This window comes from Leifsonia poae (genome assembly GCF_050632865.1).
GTDB classification, from domain to species: domain Bacteria; phylum Actinomycetota; class Actinomycetes; order Actinomycetales; family Microbacteriaceae; genus Leifsonia; species Leifsonia poae_B.
In genome coordinates, this window is sequence record NZ_JBODSA010000003.1 from 317,734 (window position 1) to 333,802 (window position 16,069).

17 protein-coding genes are annotated in these 16,069 nt (G+C 69.7%); 7 read left to right on the top strand and 10 right to left on the bottom strand.

Annotated features, from left to right (window positions below):
• The first annotated feature begins 2 nt into the window (after positions 1-2).
• On the top strand, positions 3-620 hold the full coding sequence (locus ACRAWB_RS11585; protein WP_431354506.1) for a GyrI-like domain-containing protein: 618 nt from the start codon (positions 3-5) through the stop codon (positions 618-620).
• On the opposite strand, the gene ACRAWB_RS11590 is transcribed toward ACRAWB_RS11585, so the two are convergent.
• Positions 617-1,441, bottom strand: coding sequence for an aldo/keto reductase (locus ACRAWB_RS11590; protein ID WP_431353464.1), 825 nt, complete (start codon positions 1,439-1,441; stop codon positions 617-619). The genes ACRAWB_RS11585 and ACRAWB_RS11590 overlap by 4 nt on opposite strands.
• A gap of 59 nt (positions 1,442-1,500) precedes the next feature.
• Here ACRAWB_RS11590 and ACRAWB_RS11595 point away from each other — a divergent pair, with 59 nt between their 5' ends.
• On the top strand, positions 1,501-2,043 hold the full coding sequence (locus tag ACRAWB_RS11595) for a type 1 glutamine amidotransferase domain-containing protein (protein WP_431353465.1): 543 nt from the start codon (positions 1,501-1,503) through the stop codon (positions 2,041-2,043).
• A gap of 18 nt (positions 2,044-2,061) precedes the next feature.
• Here ACRAWB_RS11595 and ACRAWB_RS11600 read toward each other — a convergent pair whose 3' ends face one another.
• Positions 2,062-3,738 carry a cell wall-binding repeat-containing protein gene (locus tag ACRAWB_RS11600; protein ID WP_431353466.1) on the bottom strand — a complete coding sequence of 559 codons (1,677 nt, stop codon included), beginning with the start codon at positions 3,736-3,738 and terminating at the stop codon, positions 2,062-2,064.
• A gap of 209 nt (positions 3,739-3,947) precedes the next feature.
• On the opposite strand from ACRAWB_RS11600, the gene ACRAWB_RS11605 reads away from it, so the two are divergent.
• Positions 3,948-4,229: a hypothetical protein gene (locus tag ACRAWB_RS11605; RefSeq protein ID WP_064110694.1), complete on the top strand. Its 282-nt coding sequence runs from the start codon at positions 3,948-3,950 to the stop codon at positions 4,227-4,229.
• A gap of 60 nt (positions 4,230-4,289) precedes the next feature.
• Here ACRAWB_RS11605 and ACRAWB_RS11610 read toward each other — a convergent pair whose 3' ends face one another.
• Genes ACRAWB_RS11610 through ACRAWB_RS11620 form a run of 3 tightly spaced genes read right to left on the bottom strand, consistent with a single transcriptional unit; the run spans position 4,290 to position 5,534 of the window.
• The gene (locus ACRAWB_RS11610) at positions 4,290-4,700 is read right to left on the bottom strand and encodes an SRPBCC family protein (RefSeq protein ID WP_431353467.1); all 411 of its coding nucleotides are present in this window, start codon (positions 4,698-4,700) and stop codon (positions 4,290-4,292) included.
• Entirely contained in the window at positions 4,697-5,044 is a 348-nt protein-coding gene (locus ACRAWB_RS11615) for an ArsR/SmtB family transcription factor (protein ID WP_431353468.1), read from the bottom strand. The genes ACRAWB_RS11610 and ACRAWB_RS11615 overlap by 4 nt, the downstream gene beginning before the upstream one ends.
• Positions 5,045-5,048: 4 nt before the next feature.
• Positions 5,049-5,534 carry a hypothetical protein gene (locus ACRAWB_RS11620; protein WP_431353469.1) on the bottom strand — a complete coding sequence of 162 codons (486 nt, stop codon included), beginning with the start codon at positions 5,532-5,534 and terminating at the stop codon, positions 5,049-5,051.
• 118 nt (positions 5,535-5,652) lie between these two features.
• On the opposite strand from ACRAWB_RS11620, the gene ACRAWB_RS11625 reads away from it, so the two are divergent.
• Positions 5,653-6,801, top strand: coding sequence for a zinc-dependent alcohol dehydrogenase (locus tag ACRAWB_RS11625; RefSeq protein ID WP_431353470.1), 1,149 nt, complete (start codon positions 5,653-5,655; stop codon positions 6,799-6,801).
• A gap of 13 nt (positions 6,802-6,814) precedes the next feature.
• The gene (locus ACRAWB_RS11630; protein WP_431353471.1) at positions 6,815-7,381 is read left to right on the top strand and encodes a hypothetical protein; all 567 of its coding nucleotides are present in this window, start codon (positions 6,815-6,817) and stop codon (positions 7,379-7,381) included.
• A gap of 148 nt (positions 7,382-7,529) precedes the next feature.
• Here ACRAWB_RS11630 and ACRAWB_RS11635 read toward each other — a convergent pair whose 3' ends face one another.
• From ACRAWB_RS11635 to ACRAWB_RS11645, 3 genes are all read right to left on the bottom strand, one after another.
• Positions 7,530-9,503 carry an ABC transporter ATP-binding protein gene (locus ACRAWB_RS11635; RefSeq protein WP_431353472.1) on the bottom strand — a complete coding sequence of 658 codons (1,974 nt, stop codon included), beginning with the start codon at positions 9,501-9,503 and terminating at the stop codon, positions 7,530-7,532.
• A gap of 1 nt (position 9,504) precedes the next feature.
• A complete protein-coding gene (locus ACRAWB_RS11640) occupies positions 9,505-11,238 on the bottom strand; it encodes an ABC transporter ATP-binding protein (protein ID WP_431353473.1) in 1,734 nt (577 codons plus the stop codon).
• A gap of 116 nt (positions 11,239-11,354) precedes the next feature.
• On the bottom strand, positions 11,355-11,909 hold the full coding sequence (locus ACRAWB_RS11645) for a dihydrofolate reductase family protein (protein WP_431353474.1): 555 nt from the start codon (positions 11,907-11,909) through the stop codon (positions 11,355-11,357).
• 100 nt (positions 11,910-12,009) lie between these two features.
• Here ACRAWB_RS11645 and ACRAWB_RS11650 point away from each other — a divergent pair, with 100 nt between their 5' ends.
• A complete protein-coding gene (locus tag ACRAWB_RS11650) occupies positions 12,010-12,801 on the top strand; it encodes an MBL fold metallo-hydrolase (protein WP_431353475.1) in 792 nt (263 codons plus the stop codon).
• Positions 12,802-12,811: 10 nt separating this feature from the next.
• Here ACRAWB_RS11650 and ACRAWB_RS11655 read toward each other — a convergent pair whose 3' ends face one another.
• The gene (locus ACRAWB_RS11655; protein WP_431353476.1) at positions 12,812-14,443 is read right to left on the bottom strand and encodes a RecQ family ATP-dependent DNA helicase; all 1,632 of its coding nucleotides are present in this window, start codon (positions 14,441-14,443) and stop codon (positions 12,812-12,814) included.
• A 38-nt stretch (positions 14,444-14,481) separates the two neighbouring features.
• Entirely contained in the window at positions 14,482-14,997 is a 516-nt protein-coding gene (locus ACRAWB_RS11660) for a DUF2231 domain-containing protein (protein ID WP_431353477.1), read from the bottom strand.
• A 97-nt stretch (positions 14,998-15,094) separates the two neighbouring features.
• Between ACRAWB_RS11660 and ACRAWB_RS11665 the strand changes: the two genes are divergently transcribed.
• Positions 15,095-16,063, top strand: a complete 969-nt coding sequence (locus tag ACRAWB_RS11665) for an SDR family NAD(P)-dependent oxidoreductase (protein ID WP_431353478.1) — start codon at positions 15,095-15,097, stop codon at positions 16,061-16,063.
• Positions 16,064-16,069: the final 6 nt, after the last annotated feature.

Below are 16,069 nucleotides of genomic sequence, written 5' to 3' on the forward strand. Positions count from 1 at the left end.
TGGTGAAGGCGGACCTGAAGAAGGAGCTGGGCGCCTACACAGCGACGCGCGGTCGCTTCGACGTCGTCACGCTGCCGCCGCTCCGGTACCTGATGATCGACGGCCACGGCGACCCGAACACCGCCGACCGGTATCGGGATGCGCTGCAGACGCTGTACCCCGTCGCCTACGCCGTGAAGTTCCTCAGCAAGCGCACGCTCGACCGCGACTACACCGTGATGCCGCTCGAGGCGCTGTGGTGGGCGGACGACATGGCGGCGTTCACGAGCGCCCGCGACAAGTCGCAGTGGGACTGGACACTGCTGAACCTGCTCCCGGACTGGATCACCGACGCCCATGTGGAGGAGGCCCGCACGACCGTCGCCGCGAAGGGGTCGGCGCCGCTGCTCGACGAGCTGCGCGTCGAAACCCTCGACGAGGGCCTGTGCGTTCAAACGCTGCACCTCGGCCCGTATGACGATGAGGCGCCGGTGCTGGACGAGCTGCACACCAGGTACATCCCGGACCACGGCCTCCGCATGACCGGCCGCCACCACGAGATCTACCTCGGCGACGCCCGCCGGACGGCACCCGAGAAGCTGCGCACCATCCTGCGGCAGCGGGTGGAGCGGGTGTCCTAGCCCAGGTCGTCCGGGTCCTTCCCCGTCCGCTCGCCCGACTCCAGCGCGGCGATCGCGGCCAGGTCGTCGGCGTCGAGCTCGAACCCGAACACGTCGAGGTTCGAGCGGATCCGCTTCGGCGAGGTGGACTTCGGGATCACCACGTTGCCGAGCTGCAGCTGCCACCGGATGACGATCTGCGCCGGGCTGACCCCATGCTTCGCGGCCAGCCGATCGAGTGTCGGATCGCCGAGGATGCGCCCGCGCGCGAGCGGCGACCACGCCTCTGTCACGATCCCATGCGCCGCGTCGTACGCGCGCACCTCGGCCTGGGGCAGCCACGGGTGCAGCTCCACCTGGTTGACCGCGGGCACCGTATCCGTCTCGCGCGCCAGCCGCTCCAGGTGATGGATGTGGAAGTTCGCCACCCCGATCGACCGCGCCCGGCCCTCGTCCCGCACCCGCTCCAAAGCGCGCCAGGTCTCGACGTAGCGGTCGCTCTTCGGCGCCGGCCAGTGGATGAGGAACAGGTCGATCGTGTCGAAGCCCAGACGTTCGAGGCTGGCGTCGAACGACCGGAGCGTCGAGTCGTACCCGTTCTCGGTCCACCACACCTTGCTGGTGACGAAGACCTCCGACCGGTCCAGCCCGCTCCGCCGTACGCCCTCGCCCACGCCGCGCTCGTTCTCGTAGAACGCCGCGGTGTCGATGTGGCGGTACCCCGCGTCCAGCGCCGTCACCACCGCGTCCGCCGTCTCGGCCTCCGGGATCTTGTACACGCCGAAGCCCAGCTGCGGGATGGTGGTGCCGTCGTTGAGAGTCAGCTCCGGGATGCTCGCCATGGGTTCATTCTGCCCCGCCGCGCGCGTACAGGTGGGGGCGAGACAGAAGGAGAACACTCATGGCATTGAATGGAAAGACGATCGCGTTCCTGGTGGGCCCGGAGGGCATCGAGCAGGCCGAGCTGGTCGAGCCCTGGTCGGCGGTGAGCGACGCAGGCGGCACGCCGAAGCTGATCTCGAAGGAGGACGGCACGGTTCAGGCGTTCAACCACCTGACACCCGCCGACACCTTCCCGGTGGATGTGACGCTGGATGCGGCGAGCGCCGACCAGTACGACGCCCTCGTGCTCCCGGGCGGCGTGGCCAACGGCGACCAGGTGCGTACCTTCCCGGAGGCCGTGTCCCTGGTGAAAGCGTTCGCCGACGCCGGCAAGCCGATCGCGGTCATCTGCCACGGCGGCTGGGTGCTCATCGAGGCGGGCGTCGTGTCCGGACGCACGCTGACATCCTGGCCGAGCCTCCAGACCGACTACCGCAACGCCGGCGCGACCTGGGTCGACGAGCAGGTGCACGTCGACGAAGGACCGTTCACCCTCGTCTCGTCGCGCAAGCCCGACGACCTGGAGGCGTTCAACCGCGAGCTGCTGAAGGCGTTCGAGTAGAGGCCTCCGGCTCGGTGCTCAGCCCTGGCAGGCGGCGATGCCCGTCGTCAGCCAGGGCTGCACTTCGCGGTCGCCGAGCGCGACGATGATCCCGGCGGATCGCGCGAGCATCGTGCTGAGGACCGACTGCGCGAGACAGCTCCCCGTGCTCAGCACCAGCGGCGCGTGCGTCCGGCCGCTGAGCGGCGCCACGACGAGGGCATCCGGGAAGCCGAGGCCGCTCGCGATGTAGACGGTGGTCGTCTGCGGCACGCTCGCCGCGATCGCCGCGGAGGTGCCGAACCGGTCCCCTCCCGCGAGCCGGGTAACGGTCGTGCTCGACGCGAGCCGACCGGCGATGCCGTCGCTGATCGCGACGGGACCTCCGGCGATGGCGACGTGCGTCGTCCCGAGCTTCGCGAGCTCGGCCAGGGTGAGGTCGTCCGGAGCGGCCTGGGCGCCGTCGGTGAGCAGGACCGGCTCGCCCTGGGCGGCGGCCGCGGACGCCGCCGCGAGCGCGTCGGGGAAGGCTCGGCCGGTCGCCAGGTAGAGGCTCGCCGCCGTGTGGAAGGCGTCGTCCACGACGGCGCGCGAGGTCGCGTAGCGGTCCGCCCCGGCCAGTCGGTCGACGGTGTGGGCGAACGGCAGCGCGCGGAGCTGGTCGAGGACGGACTCCGCGAGGGCGTTCGGGCCGCCGACCGCGACGATACGTGCCGGGTGGAGGCGGCTGAGCTCATCCAGCGTCTGCTGGTCCACAGCTCCGGAGCGGGTCAGGAGCAGCGGTCCGCCCTCCTTGGCCGCCGCAGGACCGGCCGACAGCGCGTCGGGGAAGTCGATCCCGGACGCGACGAACGCGACGGGCGCCCCGGCCGTGGCATCCGGGAAGCCGGACTTCGAGGCCGCCACCGCAGTGGCGAACCGGTCGGCTCCGCTCAGCTCGGTGATGGGTTGCGTCTGCGGGTACCAGACGTCGACCGGTCTGACATGCTGCTCGATCGGCGGACTCCCCGGCGGTGTGGTCGTGACGGTCCCTTCCAGGACCCATCCGACATCGGCCACGGTCGACGTCAGGGTGTGCTGCGTCGCACCGGGAATGGCCGGAGCGTTGATGCCCGACGAGTAGAGGTGCGAATACCGGGCCCACCGGTAGGTGTCCGGTCCGGGGCTCTGAGTCGAGAAGCCGATGGAGAGCGTGTTGCCGACATACGAGGAGCCGCTGAGGGACGCCTTCCAGGCGGGCCGCGCCGCCGGGACCGTCACGTTCGAGCATGCGACCTGGGCCCACGTCGGAGTGGCGTACAGGTTCCAGAGCCGGACGCAGAGCGTGAGCGGCCCGGTCGCCGGCGTCGTGAGCGAGATATCGAACCCCTGCGTGCCGCTCAGCTGCGGGTAGGCGTGGTGGACGTCCGGCCGGGACACGGCGAAGTACTCGTGCTCGGCCCATCCGATCGTGACGGGAGAGCCGCCCGGGGTGGCGACGGTGAACTCCGCCTGGAGGTCGCCGAGGCCGTTCGCCGACCCGTCGGCGAGGTCTCCCGCCCAGCCGATGACGTGAAGGGAGGGGGTGTCGCTCCCCTCGCTGTAGGAGACGGCGACGCGATCGATGCTGCCGACCGCCTGCAACGGGTGCAGGGCGTACCCCTGCGCGGGGATGGCGGGGATCAGGGCCACCGCGCCGGCCGCGACGACAGAGATCAGGATCCTGGACAGCTTCACGCGCGCACCTCTTCCGGCGACGTGAGCGGGTCCCCAAGCTCCGCTCACGAAGTGCGCGGTCGTCATCGCCAAGCACACCCTAGCCAGCCGCGGGCGCAAACGGAACGACCGGTGAGCGTTCCCTGGCAATGGCCTCCACGGAGGTTGCCCCCATTCGGGGGATGCGGGAACGTAGGTGGCTCCTGGAAAACACGACGGAAGGAGAGCGCATGCTCACCCTCACGGAGAACGCCAGCACGATCGTCAAGACGCTGACCGACCAGTCCCCGGACGAGACCGCGGGCCTGCGCATCAGCAGCAGCAACCCCGACAGCACCGCCTTCGCAGCGGCCGTCACCCCGGAGCCCGAGGCGTCCGACCAGGTGGTGGAGTCGGGCGGAGCCCGCATCTTCCTGGAGACCCAGGCGGCTCAGGTGCTCGACGACAAGGTCCTGGACGCCCAGGTCGACGAGCAGGGCGGCGTCAGCTTCGCGATCGGAGCGCTCGCCTGAGCGCAGCCGTCGCAGACGCGAGGAGGCCCGGAACCGTTCGGTTCCGGGCCTCCTGCCGTCTCACTCGCCGAGCACGCGGCCGACGGCGGCGACCACTCCCGGCCAGCCGCGGCCCATGCCCTCCAGGGCCGTGCGGCCGAGCGGCGAGTCGAGGTCGAATCCCTCGTGCCGCAGGAACAGGCGCGTGCCGGATCCCTCGGGCACCAGCGTCCACGTGATGGTCGTGTCGATCACGCCCTCGCCGAAGCTGTAGCGCAGCAGGCGCTCGGGCTGCACCTCCAGCACCTCGCAGCGCTGGGCACCCCAGTCGCCCATGTCGAGCGTGAAGCGGTGGCCCACCTCGGCGCGCACGTCGCCCGGAGCCCACCAGCGCGCGATGAGGTCCGGATCGGTCATGGCTCGCCAGACGGCGGCGGGTGGATGGGGCAGGAACTCGTCGCACTCGATGGCGGGGGCGGTGGTGTCGGTCATGATCGTCCTTCGTCGGTGGATGTCGTGTCCGGCCCGACCGCGTCGGTGTCGAGCAGGTCGCGCAGTGCGCGCATCCGCCCGCGCCAGTAGTGCTCGAACGGATGCAGCCAGTCGTCGACCTCCCGCAGCCGCTCGGCCTCCAGGTGGTAGACGCGATGCTGACCGCGCCGCTCGTCGCGCACCAGTCCCGACCGCACCAGCACCTGCAGGTGCTCGGACACGGCCGGCCGGCCGATCGCACGCCCCTCGGCGAGCTCGGTGACGGTGTGCGGACGCTCGAGGAGCGCGGTCAGGATGTCGCGTCGGACCGGGTTGGCCAGCACACTGAAGACGTCGGTGGACACCCCGTCAGGATACGTCGGATTTCTCCGACGCGTCAACATTCTCCGACGCGTCGGGAGTCGTAGCGGACGCGGACGCGTCGGCACTCGGCGACGCATCCGACGACGGAAGGTCGTCGGCGATGATCGGATGCGGCGCCGTGCGGTCCTCGGGCAGGCCCCACAGCGGCTCGCCCTCCCCCGCATCCAGCAGGAACTCGACCGCCGACGTCCAGAACGGGACGATCTTCATCGGCGGGATCTCCTCCTCGCCCGGGAAGTGCGCCGCGAAGTGGACCTCCGGGTCGCCGTTGATCGGGTCGGACGCGGTGATCAGTCCGTAGTAGTTCTCGTCGTCCACGACCCGCCAGCGGCCGGTGCGGCCGTGCTCCGGCTCCAGCTGGACGGTGTACCCGCCGTACTTGAATTCGGGGCCGGGCGGCAGCGTGGCGCGCGCATCCTTCGTCATGCTCCCGTTGTACGACCGCCGCAGCTCGGAGGGCAACTCGTTCACTTGCCTAGGGAAACGGTGTAAGGGCCCGGGGGTACACCGGGACTCGAGCGTGTCAACTCCTCGACGCGACCTCGCGGGCGGCATCCACTGAGGTCCATCCCATTCGGAGAGGAGCCTCATGCTGGCGATGACATACCGCGGACCGTACAAGGTCCGCGCGGAAGAGAAGGACCGGCCGAAGATCGAGCATCCGGGCGATGCCATCGTCCGGGTGACCCTGGCCGCGATCTGCGGATCCGACCTGCACCTGTATCACGGCATGATGCCGGACACCCGGATCGGCCACACGTTCGGCCACGAGTTCATCGGGGTGGTGGATGAGGTGGGCTCGGACGTCCAGAACCTGAAGGTGGGCGACCGGGTGATGGTGCCGTTCAACATCTTCTGCGGCAGCTGCTACTTCTGCGTCCGCGGGCTCTACTCGAACTGCCACAACGTCAACCCGAACGCCACGGCGGTCGGCGGCATCTACGGCTATTCGCACACCACGGGCGGGTACGACGGCGGCCAGGCGGAGTACGTCCGAGTCCCGTTCGCGGACGTCGGGCCGACGATCATCCCGGACTGGATGTCGGACGACGACGCCGTCACGCTCACCGATGCGTGCCCGACCGGGTACTTCGGCGCCCAGCTCGCCGAGATCGAGGAGGGCGACACGGTCGTCGTGTTCGGATCGGGGCCGGTCGGACTCTACGCGGCGAAGTCCTCCTGGCTGATGGGCGCGGGACGCGTGATCGTCGTCGACCACATGAACTACCGCCTTCAGAAGGCGCAGGAGTTCGCGCAGGCGGAGACGTACAACTTCGTCGAGGTCGGCGACATCGTGCGCAAGGTGAAGTACCTGACGGACGGGCTCGGCGCCGACCGAGTGATCGACGCCGTCGGCGCGGAGGCGGACGGGGCGGTCCTCCAGCACATCACCGCATCCAAGCTGAAGCTCCAGGGCGGTTCGCCGGTCGCGCTCAACTGGGCGATCGACTCGGTCCGTAAGGGCGGGACCATCTCGGTGATGGGCGCCTACGGGCCGCTGTTCAGCGCGGTCAAGTTCGGGGACGCGATGAACAAGGGCCTCCGGATCAACACCAACCAGTGCCCGGTGAAGCGGCAGTGGCCGCGGCTGTTCGAGCACGTCCGCAACGGCTACCTGAAGCCGTCCGAACTCGTCACACACCGCATCCCGCTCGAGCACATCCAGGACGGGTACCACCTGTTCTCGAACAAGCTCGACGGCATCATCAAGCCGCTCGTCGTTCCGAGCGCGGCCTAGGGAGGAGAGCACCATGCCATACGTGGCCGATGACCACACGAAGAAGTACGACCCCGAGGCCCTGCGCCAGCGCATCCCGGGCTGGGGCGTGGACAGCGACCCCGCTGATCGCCCCTCGCATCCGCGCGAAAGCGTCGAGCCGGAGTCGACCGGTGCGCACTGGACGTTCCCGCCGCGCCAGGAGCCGGTCGGCAAACGGGAGCGCTCGGTCGAGCACACCACGATGCCGCCGGTCTTCGGAACGGCCCAGCCCCTGCACGGCGTCTCTGGCGCCATCCGGCGCTTCGCCTACGACCGGTACAGCGAGGGCCAGACCGCCCATTGGCTGCTCTTGGTGGTCGGCGATCGGGTGGATGCGATCAGCTCGCACGTGAAGTCGCTCGCCAGCCGCCGGCCCGACGACCCGATCACCGAGTCGGGAGTGCTCTCGGAGGCGGGACACCATCCGCTCTCGTCGCGCTTCGGTCAGAACCGCGCGGACGTCCGGCACACCTGGCTCGACCCGATCATCGTGGCCGGGCCCTGGGTGCTGGCGGGAATCGTCGCGGTGCGGACGGTCGCCAAGATCGTGAAGCGGTAGGGCCCCGCCCGGCTGGAACGGCTGTTCTAGCCGCACGCAGCGGCGGCGGCGTCAAGCGCGTGACGCGCTTGCGCCGCCGCCGTTGTATGGGTTGCGGTGCGCGGGCCGCCCAACCCCGCTAGCGGCTCGCGCACTACCTCGTCGGCGCTTACGGTGCCGCGACTTCCGCCTGCTCCTGCTCCTCGCGTGCCTCCTCCGATTCCGCGTCGTCGCCGCGGAACTGGGTCATGTAGAGGTCGTAGTACGCGCCGCGCCGCTCGAGCAGCGTCGCGTGATCCCCCTGCTCGACGATGCGTCCGTGCTCCATCACCAGGATGGTGTGCGCATCCCGGATCGTGGAGAGCCGGTGCGCGATGACGAACGACGTGCGGTCGGTCCGCAGGGCGGCCATCGCATGCTGCACCAGCAGCTCGGTGCGCGTGTCGACCGAGGAGGTCGCCTCGTCGAGGATGAGCAGCGACGGGTTGGCGATGAAGGCGCGCGCGATGGTGATCAGCTGCCGCTCGCCGGCCGACACGTTGCCCCCTTCGGCGTCGATGACGGTGTCGTAGCCGTCCGGCAGCTGCCGCACGAAGCGGTCCACCATCGTGGCCTTGGCCGCGGCGATCACCTCATCGTCGGTCGCGTCGAGACGGCCGTAGCGGATGTTCTCGCGGATCGTGCCCGAGAACAGCCAGGCGTCCTGCAGCACCATCCCCACCTGGCCGCGCAGTTCGGCGCGCGACAGGTGGGTGGTGTCGATGCCGTCCAGGCGGATGGTGCCGCCGCTCAGCTCGTAGAACCGCATGATCAGGTTGACCAGCGTCGTCTTGCCGGCGCCGGTCGGTCCGACGATGGCGACGGTGCTTCCCGGCTGCACCTTGAGGGAGAGGTCCTGGATGAGCTCCGTCTCGGGGTCGTACGAGAAGTCGACGTGGTCGAGTTCGACGCGGCCGTCGGCACGCTCGGGAAGGTGCTCGGTCGCCGTGTCCGGCGTCTGCTCCTCGGAGTCCAGGAACTCGAACGTCCGCTCCGCCGACGCGACACCCGACTGCAGCATGTTGGCCATGCCCGCGATCTGTCCGATCGGCTGCGAGAACTCGCGCGAGTACTGGATGAACGCCTGCGCGGCACCGAGCGTGAGGCTCCCGCCGGTGACCATGAGCGCACCGATGACCGCGATCAGCACATAGGAGAGGTAGGAGACGAAGTTCATCGACGGCATGATGCTGCCGGACACGAACTGTGCCCCGACCTGGGCGCCTCGCAGGGTCGAGTTGCGGCTGTCGAACTCAGCCAGCATGACCTCGTCACGGCCGAACGCCCGGACCAGCTCGAGCCCGGAGTAAGACTCCTCGATGTGGCCGTTGAGCGCGCCGGTCGACGCCCACTGCGTCCGGAACAGCTTCTGCGACCGCGAACCGATCACGCCCGCGATGACGCCCGACAGCGGGATCGAGATCAGGGCGATGAGCGCGAGCTGCCAGGAGACGATGAACATCGCGATGCCGATCCCGACGACCATCAGCACCGACTGGATCAGCTGCGAGAACGCCTGCTGGAGCGCCGTCTGGATGTTGTCGACGTCGTTCGTGACGCGCGACATGAGGTCGCCGCGCTGGCGCGTGTCGAAGTAGCTCAGCGGAAGGCGGTTGAGCTTCGCTTCGACGTCCTTGCGCAGGCCGTAGATCACCCGCATCACGAGCGCGTTGAGGAGGTAGCCCTGCCACCACTGCAGCAGCGACGCGACGAGGTAGAAGGCGAGCACGATCGTCAGCAGCCGGCCGAGCTCCACGAAGTCGACGCCCTGCTTGGTGACGACCACGCCCTGGAAGATGACGTTGGTTGCATCACCGAGGATCTTCGGCGCGATGACGACGAGCACGACCGACACGACCGTGAGCAGCGTGACCCACGCCATCCCGAGCCATTCCGGCTTGAGCAGGCTCATCAGTCGCTTGAACGACGGCCAGAAGTTCTCCGCCTTCTTGGCCGGAGCGCCGCCGAACATGTCGCCGTCGCCCTCGCCGGGCGTGAAGTCGTACTCTTCTTCGAGCTCATCGAGGACGATGTCCTTCGCCGTCGGCTCCTGCCCCGGCTGCGGGCGTCCGCCGCGCTCCTTGCGTTCCGTGGTGCGCGCCATCTCAGGCCACCTCCAGGCTCAGCTGCGACTCGACGATTTCGCGGTAGGTCTCGTTCGACTCGAGCAGTTCGTCGTGCGTGCCCTGTCCGACGACCCGGCCGTCGTCCATGACGATGATGGTGTCGGCCTCGCGGATCGTCGAGACCCGCTGAGCGACGACGATCACCGCCGCATCCCCTGTGGAGTCGGCCAGCGCGCGTCTCAATCGGGCGTCGGTCGCCACATCGAGTGCCGAGAACGAGTCGTCGAAGAGGAACACCTTCGGGCGGGCGACGAGCGCCCGGGCGATGCACAGCCGCTGGCGCTGTCCGCCGGAGACGTTCGTACCGCCCTGGGCGATGCGCTCGTTCAGGTCGCGGTCCTTGGCGCGGACGAAGTCCTCCGCCTGGGCCACGCGCAGCGCCTCCCACAGCTCCTCGTCGGTCGCGTCGGGTCGGCCGAAGCGCAGGTTGGAGGCGATCGTCCCGGAGAAGAGGTACGGACGCTGCGGGACGAGGCCCAGCACGCCGGCGACCTGCTTCCGGTCGAGCTCGTCCACCGGCACGCCGCCGATGCGGACGCGGCCCTTCTGCGGCGTGAACAGGTTCGCGATGACGGACACGAGCGTCGTCTTGCCCGAGCCGGTCGACCCCACGATCGCCGTCACCTTTCCGGCCTCGGCCGTGAACGACACGTCGCTCAGGACCGGCTTCTCGGCGCCCGGGTAGCCGAACGTCACATCCTGCACCTCGACGCGGCCATCCACCGGCAGCGCCGACGCCCCGGCACCCTCGGCCGTCGAGCTCGGCACCGCGCTCAGCACTTCGTCGATGCGCTCGGCGCAGACCATCGCGCGCGGGATCATCATCGCCATGAAGACGCCCATCATGACCGCGACGAGGATCTGCAGCAGGTACTGCAGGAACGCGGTCAGCGCGCCGATCTGGATGTCGCCCTGGTCGACCCGGTGACCGCCGAACCACAGCACGGCGACCGTCGCCGCGTTGAGGATCAGCATGATGATCGGGAACATCAAGACGAAGACGTTGCCGACCTTGACCGAGATGCGGGTGAGCGCGGCGTTCGCATCGTCGTACCGCTGCGTCTCGAACTTCTCGCGGACGAACGCGCGGATCACGCGGATGCCCACGATCTGCTCGCGGATCACGCCGTTCACCCCGTCGATCCGCTCCTGCATGACCCGGAACATGGGGAGCAGGAGGGTCACCAGGATGCCGACCACGATGAACAGCACGGCGACCGACACCCAGATCAGCCAGGACAGGCCCGCGTCGACGCGCACCGCGAAGATGATGCCGGCGATGCACATGATCGGGGTGGACACCATGAAGTTGAACGTCATCAGCAGCAGCATCTGGACCTGCTGCACGTCGTTCGTGTTGCGCGTGATGAGCGTCGGGGTGCCCCAGCGGGCGAGGTCGAGGGACGGCAGCGCGTCCACCTTGCGGTAGAAGGAGCGCCGGATGTCGGCGCCGGCCGACATCGAGGCGCGGGCACCGAAGTAGGTGGCGGTGACGGCGGCGATCACCTGCACGAAGCAGACGATCAGCATCATGCCGCCGGTGCGCCAGATGAAGTCGGTGTCGCCCGTGACGACGCCCTTGTCGATGATGTCGGCGTTGAGCGTCGGCAGGTAGAGGGCGGCCATGGTCGCGATCAACTGGAGGATCACGACCCCGGTCACCGCGCGCCAGTACGGGCGCACGAAGCGGAGTGAAAGACGAAGCAGAGTCACAGTGGTTCCCGGTGTGCTGTGGGTGGGTGTGGTGCCGATCATCCTCGGCACCACCGACGCTATTCGTTAATGAGGACGGCTGGCGACCTCAATCGTGACGCGGTGCGGAGGCGGCGTCAGGCGGCGGTGTAGTGCAGGTGGAGGACGCCGTTGTCGTAGGCGTCGTGGTGGCGCAGCCGCAGCTTCGCCGGGGCGCTGCCGTCGGGGAACAGGCGGGCGCCTGTGCCGCGGACGACGGGATAGACGAACAGGTGCAGCGACCCGAGCAGTCCGTCGCCGAGCAGCGACCGCACGAGCGAGCCGGAGCCGCTGACGTAGACGCCCTCGTACTCATCGGCGAACTCACGGATGCGGTCGGCGTCGTACGCGCCGAGCGACCGCGAGTTGGACCAGGTGCGCTCCGCCGTCTCGTCGTCGAGCGACGAGCTGACGACGGCCTTCGGGCTGTCGTTGAAGAACGGGGCCCCAGGGTCGTCGGCGGCGGTGCGCTGAGACCAGGCGGGAGCGAACATCTCGAACGTGCGCCGCCCGAGGAGGATCGCGCCGGACTGCCGTGTGATGCGCCCGATGGTCTCGCCCATCTCCGGATCGAAGCCGAACTCGGCCGTCCACGACGGATCCTCGAAGACACCGTCCAGCGAGACGAACTCGTGCACAGCGATCGCGCCCATACGATTCCCCTTTCCCGCGGAACAGCTTAGGGGTGGGCGACGATTCCGCCTCCCCTGTCAACCCCTCCGCCGGCCTCGCCCGCGCGCGTACGACGGCACTATGACGGCCACGATCCCCCTCGCCCCCGGCCACCGGAAGGGCGCGCCGCGCCTGACCCCGCAGGTCGTGCCGGGCGTTCATCGCGTGGAGCACGCCTTCACGAACTGCTACCTCCTCGCCGACGGCGACGCCTGGACGCTCGTCGATGCGGCGTTCCCGAAGACCTGGGGTCCGCTGGTGCATGCGGCCCACGAGGTCGGCCTGCGGATGCGCGACCTGCAGGGCATCGTGCTGACCCACGGCCACTTCGACCATGTCGGTTTCGCGGAGCGGGCGATCAAGGAGCTGGGAGTCCCGGTGTTCGTCCACGCGGAGGACCGCCGGCTAGCCGCGCATCCCTACCGGTACAAGCGGGAGCACACGCCGTTCGTCTATCCCTTCCTCTATCCCCGGTCACTCGGTGCGGTGGGCGGGATGCTGAGGGCCGGTGCGCTGAGCGTCAAGGGTGTCGAGGATGTGTCCGAGCTGCCCGGTGATGGGATGCTCGACCTGCCCGGCCGCCCGGAGGTCGTCTTCACCCCTGGGCACACGTTCGGGCACTGCGCTCTGCTGCTGCGCGACCGCGAGACGCTGCTCAGCGGGGACGCGATCGTCACACTCGACCCGTACAAGGGGATTCCGGGCGCGCAGATCATCGCGGGGGCCGCGACAGCGGACTCGGCGATGGCGCTCCGGACGCTGGACACGATCCTCGCCACCGGCGCCCGCACCATCCTGCCGGGCCACGGGGAGCCGTGGCGGGACGGCGTGGAGGCGGCGGTGGCGTCGGCGCGCGCGATCGGACGCAGCTGACGCACCGGCCCTACGCCGCTGCGCCGACCACCTCCAGCAATCCGCCGTCGCGCACAGCGGCCAGCGATAGGACCTTGTACCCGGCCTCATCGAAGAACACCGTCAGCCGGTCGGCCTCGGTGTGCATCACGACGCCGTCGCCCCAGCTCTCGTGGCGCACGCGCGCCGCGAGCGGGAACGGGTCCTCCCCCGCCGCGTCATGCTCCTCGGCCCAGCGGTAGGCGCTCCCGGACGTGCAGGTGTCGCAGTTGCCGCACGGTTCCGGAAGCTCCTCCCCGAAGTAGCCGAGCAGGAACTGCCGACGGCACATGCCCGTCTCGGCATACTCCTGCATGAGCTGCGATCGGGAGTGCTCGATCCGCTGGCGCGCCTCCGCCTCGGAGACGGCTCGGGATGCGGCTTGGCCGGGCCTCACATCCTCCGCGCGCAGCTCGTCGTCCGAGCCGGTCAGCACGTTCGCGTCGCGCAGGAGCCCGAGCAGCCGACCCAACGAGCGGACGCTGATGCCGGTGGTCTCCGCGAGCTCTGCCCGGCTCAGACCCCGGTGTGCTCTGACGGCGGCGAACACGCTGGCCAGTTCATCCTCGTCTGGCCCGCCTCCGGAGAAGAACTTGGTCAGCGCGAAATCCTCGGGCCGGTAGTGCAGCGTCACGACCGCGGGCTCGCCGTCACGACCGGCGCGGCCCGCCTCCTGGTAGTAGCTGTCGAGCGAGTCGGTGACCGACGCGTGGATGACGAACCGCACGTCGTGTTTGTCGATGCCCATGCCGAACGCACTGGTCGCGGTGACCACCCGCGCGCGGTCGTCCATGAACCGCTCGTACACCTCGTCGCGCTCGGCGCGCCGCAGTCCTGCGTGATATGCCGCTGCGGGGATGTGCTCCGCCTCGAGCTGTTCGGCGTACTGCTCGGCGTCCTTCCGGGTGGCGGTGTAGACGAGCCCCGATCCCTCCAGCTCGCCGACGTGCGCCAGCACGGCCGCCCGCTTCTCCGCGTCGTCCTCGTACCGGCGCACCTCGAGCCGCAGGTTGGGGCGGTCGAACCCGGTCGCGAACAGACGCGGGCGGCGCATCCCGAGCCGTTCCGCGATCTCGGCCCGCACGGGCGGCGCGCCGGTCGCGGTCATGGCCACGACCGGGGGATGCCCGAGCTCTTCGATCACGTCGCCGAGCAGGAGGTAGTCCGGGCGGAAGTCGTGGCCCCACGCGGAGACGCAGTGCGCCTCATCGACGGCGAACAACGAGACGTCGAGGCCGCGGAGGCGTTCGCGCACCTCCGGATTGGCCAGCTGCTCCGGTGCGAGGAACGCGAACCCCGGCTCGCCGGACTCAAGCGCCTCCCAATCGCGCTCCCGCTCCCGCTGTCCGGCCGAGGAGTTGATGGCGAAGGCGCGCGGGACGTCCTTCGCCTCTCCGAGGGCGCGGACCTGATCCTCCTGCAGCGAGATCAGCGGCGAGACCACGATGGTGACCCCGCCGAGGATCGTGCCGGTCACCTGGTACAGCGACGACTTGCCGTACCCGGTCGGCATGATCGCGAGGACGTCGCCGCCGTCGAGCAGCACCTCCATCGCCTCGGCGAGCCGCGGACGCAGCTCCGGCCAGCCGAAGGAGTCGCGGGCGACCTCTGAAATGCGGGACATGCGGCCACCGTAGCCGCTCGGGCTGTGCGTGCTCGACGTCATCGGGTGTATGCGCGCTCCTGATCCGCCTCGTCGGCCACGCGGACGCCGTGGCGGTAGGCGAGCTCGCCGCCGAGGGCCCCGGAGACACCGACGACGAGGATGCCGATCAGCGCGAGGATGAACCCGCCGACGCTGGGCTCGTCCGGTTTTGGGAGGCGCACGAGCGCACTCACGATGAAGAGCACGATCGCGGTCGAGTTGAAGGCGAGGTGCCAGACCGCGGTGCGGCGCACCTTCGTCCGCTCCGGCAGCTGGGAGAAGTCCATCAGACCCAGCACCGCGGCGATCAGGGCACCGATGACGCCGATCACCACGAGCCACAGCGCACCCGTGGCGAGAGCTCCCGGGGCGGCGCCGAGCAGGGCCGCGATGTCGAACACGACGGCGGCCGTCCATGCGCCGATCGGGATGGTCACGACGGTCGCGTGGAACGGGTGGCCGTAGGGTCCCGCGATCACGGAACGCGGCCGCTTCGCGCGCCGGAACTCCTGTTCGCTGTCGGTGGCGGTCATGGCGTTCTCCTCTTCTGGTGGTGCACGCATCGTCGGCTCGCGAGGAGCGCTCGGCAATCCCTTTTCACTCGGGAGGTGCGCGCGTAGGGTCGCGCCCATGAACGCATCCCCCGTCGTCGTCATCACCGGAGCTTCCAGCGGTCTCGGCCGCGCCACCGCGCAGGCGTTCGCGAAGCGGCACGCGAGGCTGGTGCTGGTCGCCCGCGGCGCCTCCGCCTTGGACGAGGTCGCCCGCGAAGCGACCGCCCTCGGGGCGCGCGACGTCGCAACGGTCGCCGGCGACACCAGCGACCGCGCGACCACCGACCGGGCCGTCGACACCGCCATCGCCCGCAACGGACGGGTCGACCTGTGGATCAACGCCGCCGCCGTCACCGCCTACGGCACCTTCTGGGAGCAGCCGCCCGCCGACTTCGAGCGCGTCCTTCAGGTCGACATCACCGGGTACGCGAACGGCGTGCGCAGCGCGCTGCGGGCCATGATGCGGCAGCGGTCCGGGCTCATCGTCAACGTCGCGTCCATCCTGGGCGAGGTGCCGCAGGCGTACGCGGCCGCCTACTCGATGTCGAAGGCGGCGGTCATCGCGCTGGGCCGGAGCCTCCGCGCTGAACTGTCGCTCGCGAAGTCGCCGGTGCATGTGGTGACCGTGTTGCCGCCGACGCTCGACACCCCGATCTTCCACCACTCGGCCAACGTGACCGGCCAGGAGCTGAGGGCGCTGCCGCCGGTGTACCCGGCTTCCGACGTGGTCGACGTGATCCTCGCGGCGTGGAAGCGCCCGGGAAAGCCCGAGCGCACGGTCACCGGCCCGGGCAAGGTGCTCGTGCGTCAGCACAAGCGGCGTCCCGTCGCCGTCGAAGCGGCCCTCGCGAGGCAGACGCAGGCGCTCCAGCTCGGGAAGCCGGCGGCGGACACGACCGGCAACCTCTACACGCCGTCGGGTGAGCCGCACACCGTGAGCGGTGGATGGGGCGGGAGGCGCCGCAAGGCCGGCCGCGTCCTGCTCGCGGCAGCGCTCGCGGCCGGGGCGGCGTACGTCATCCGGGCCAAGCGCTCGGAACGCTGACCTCCC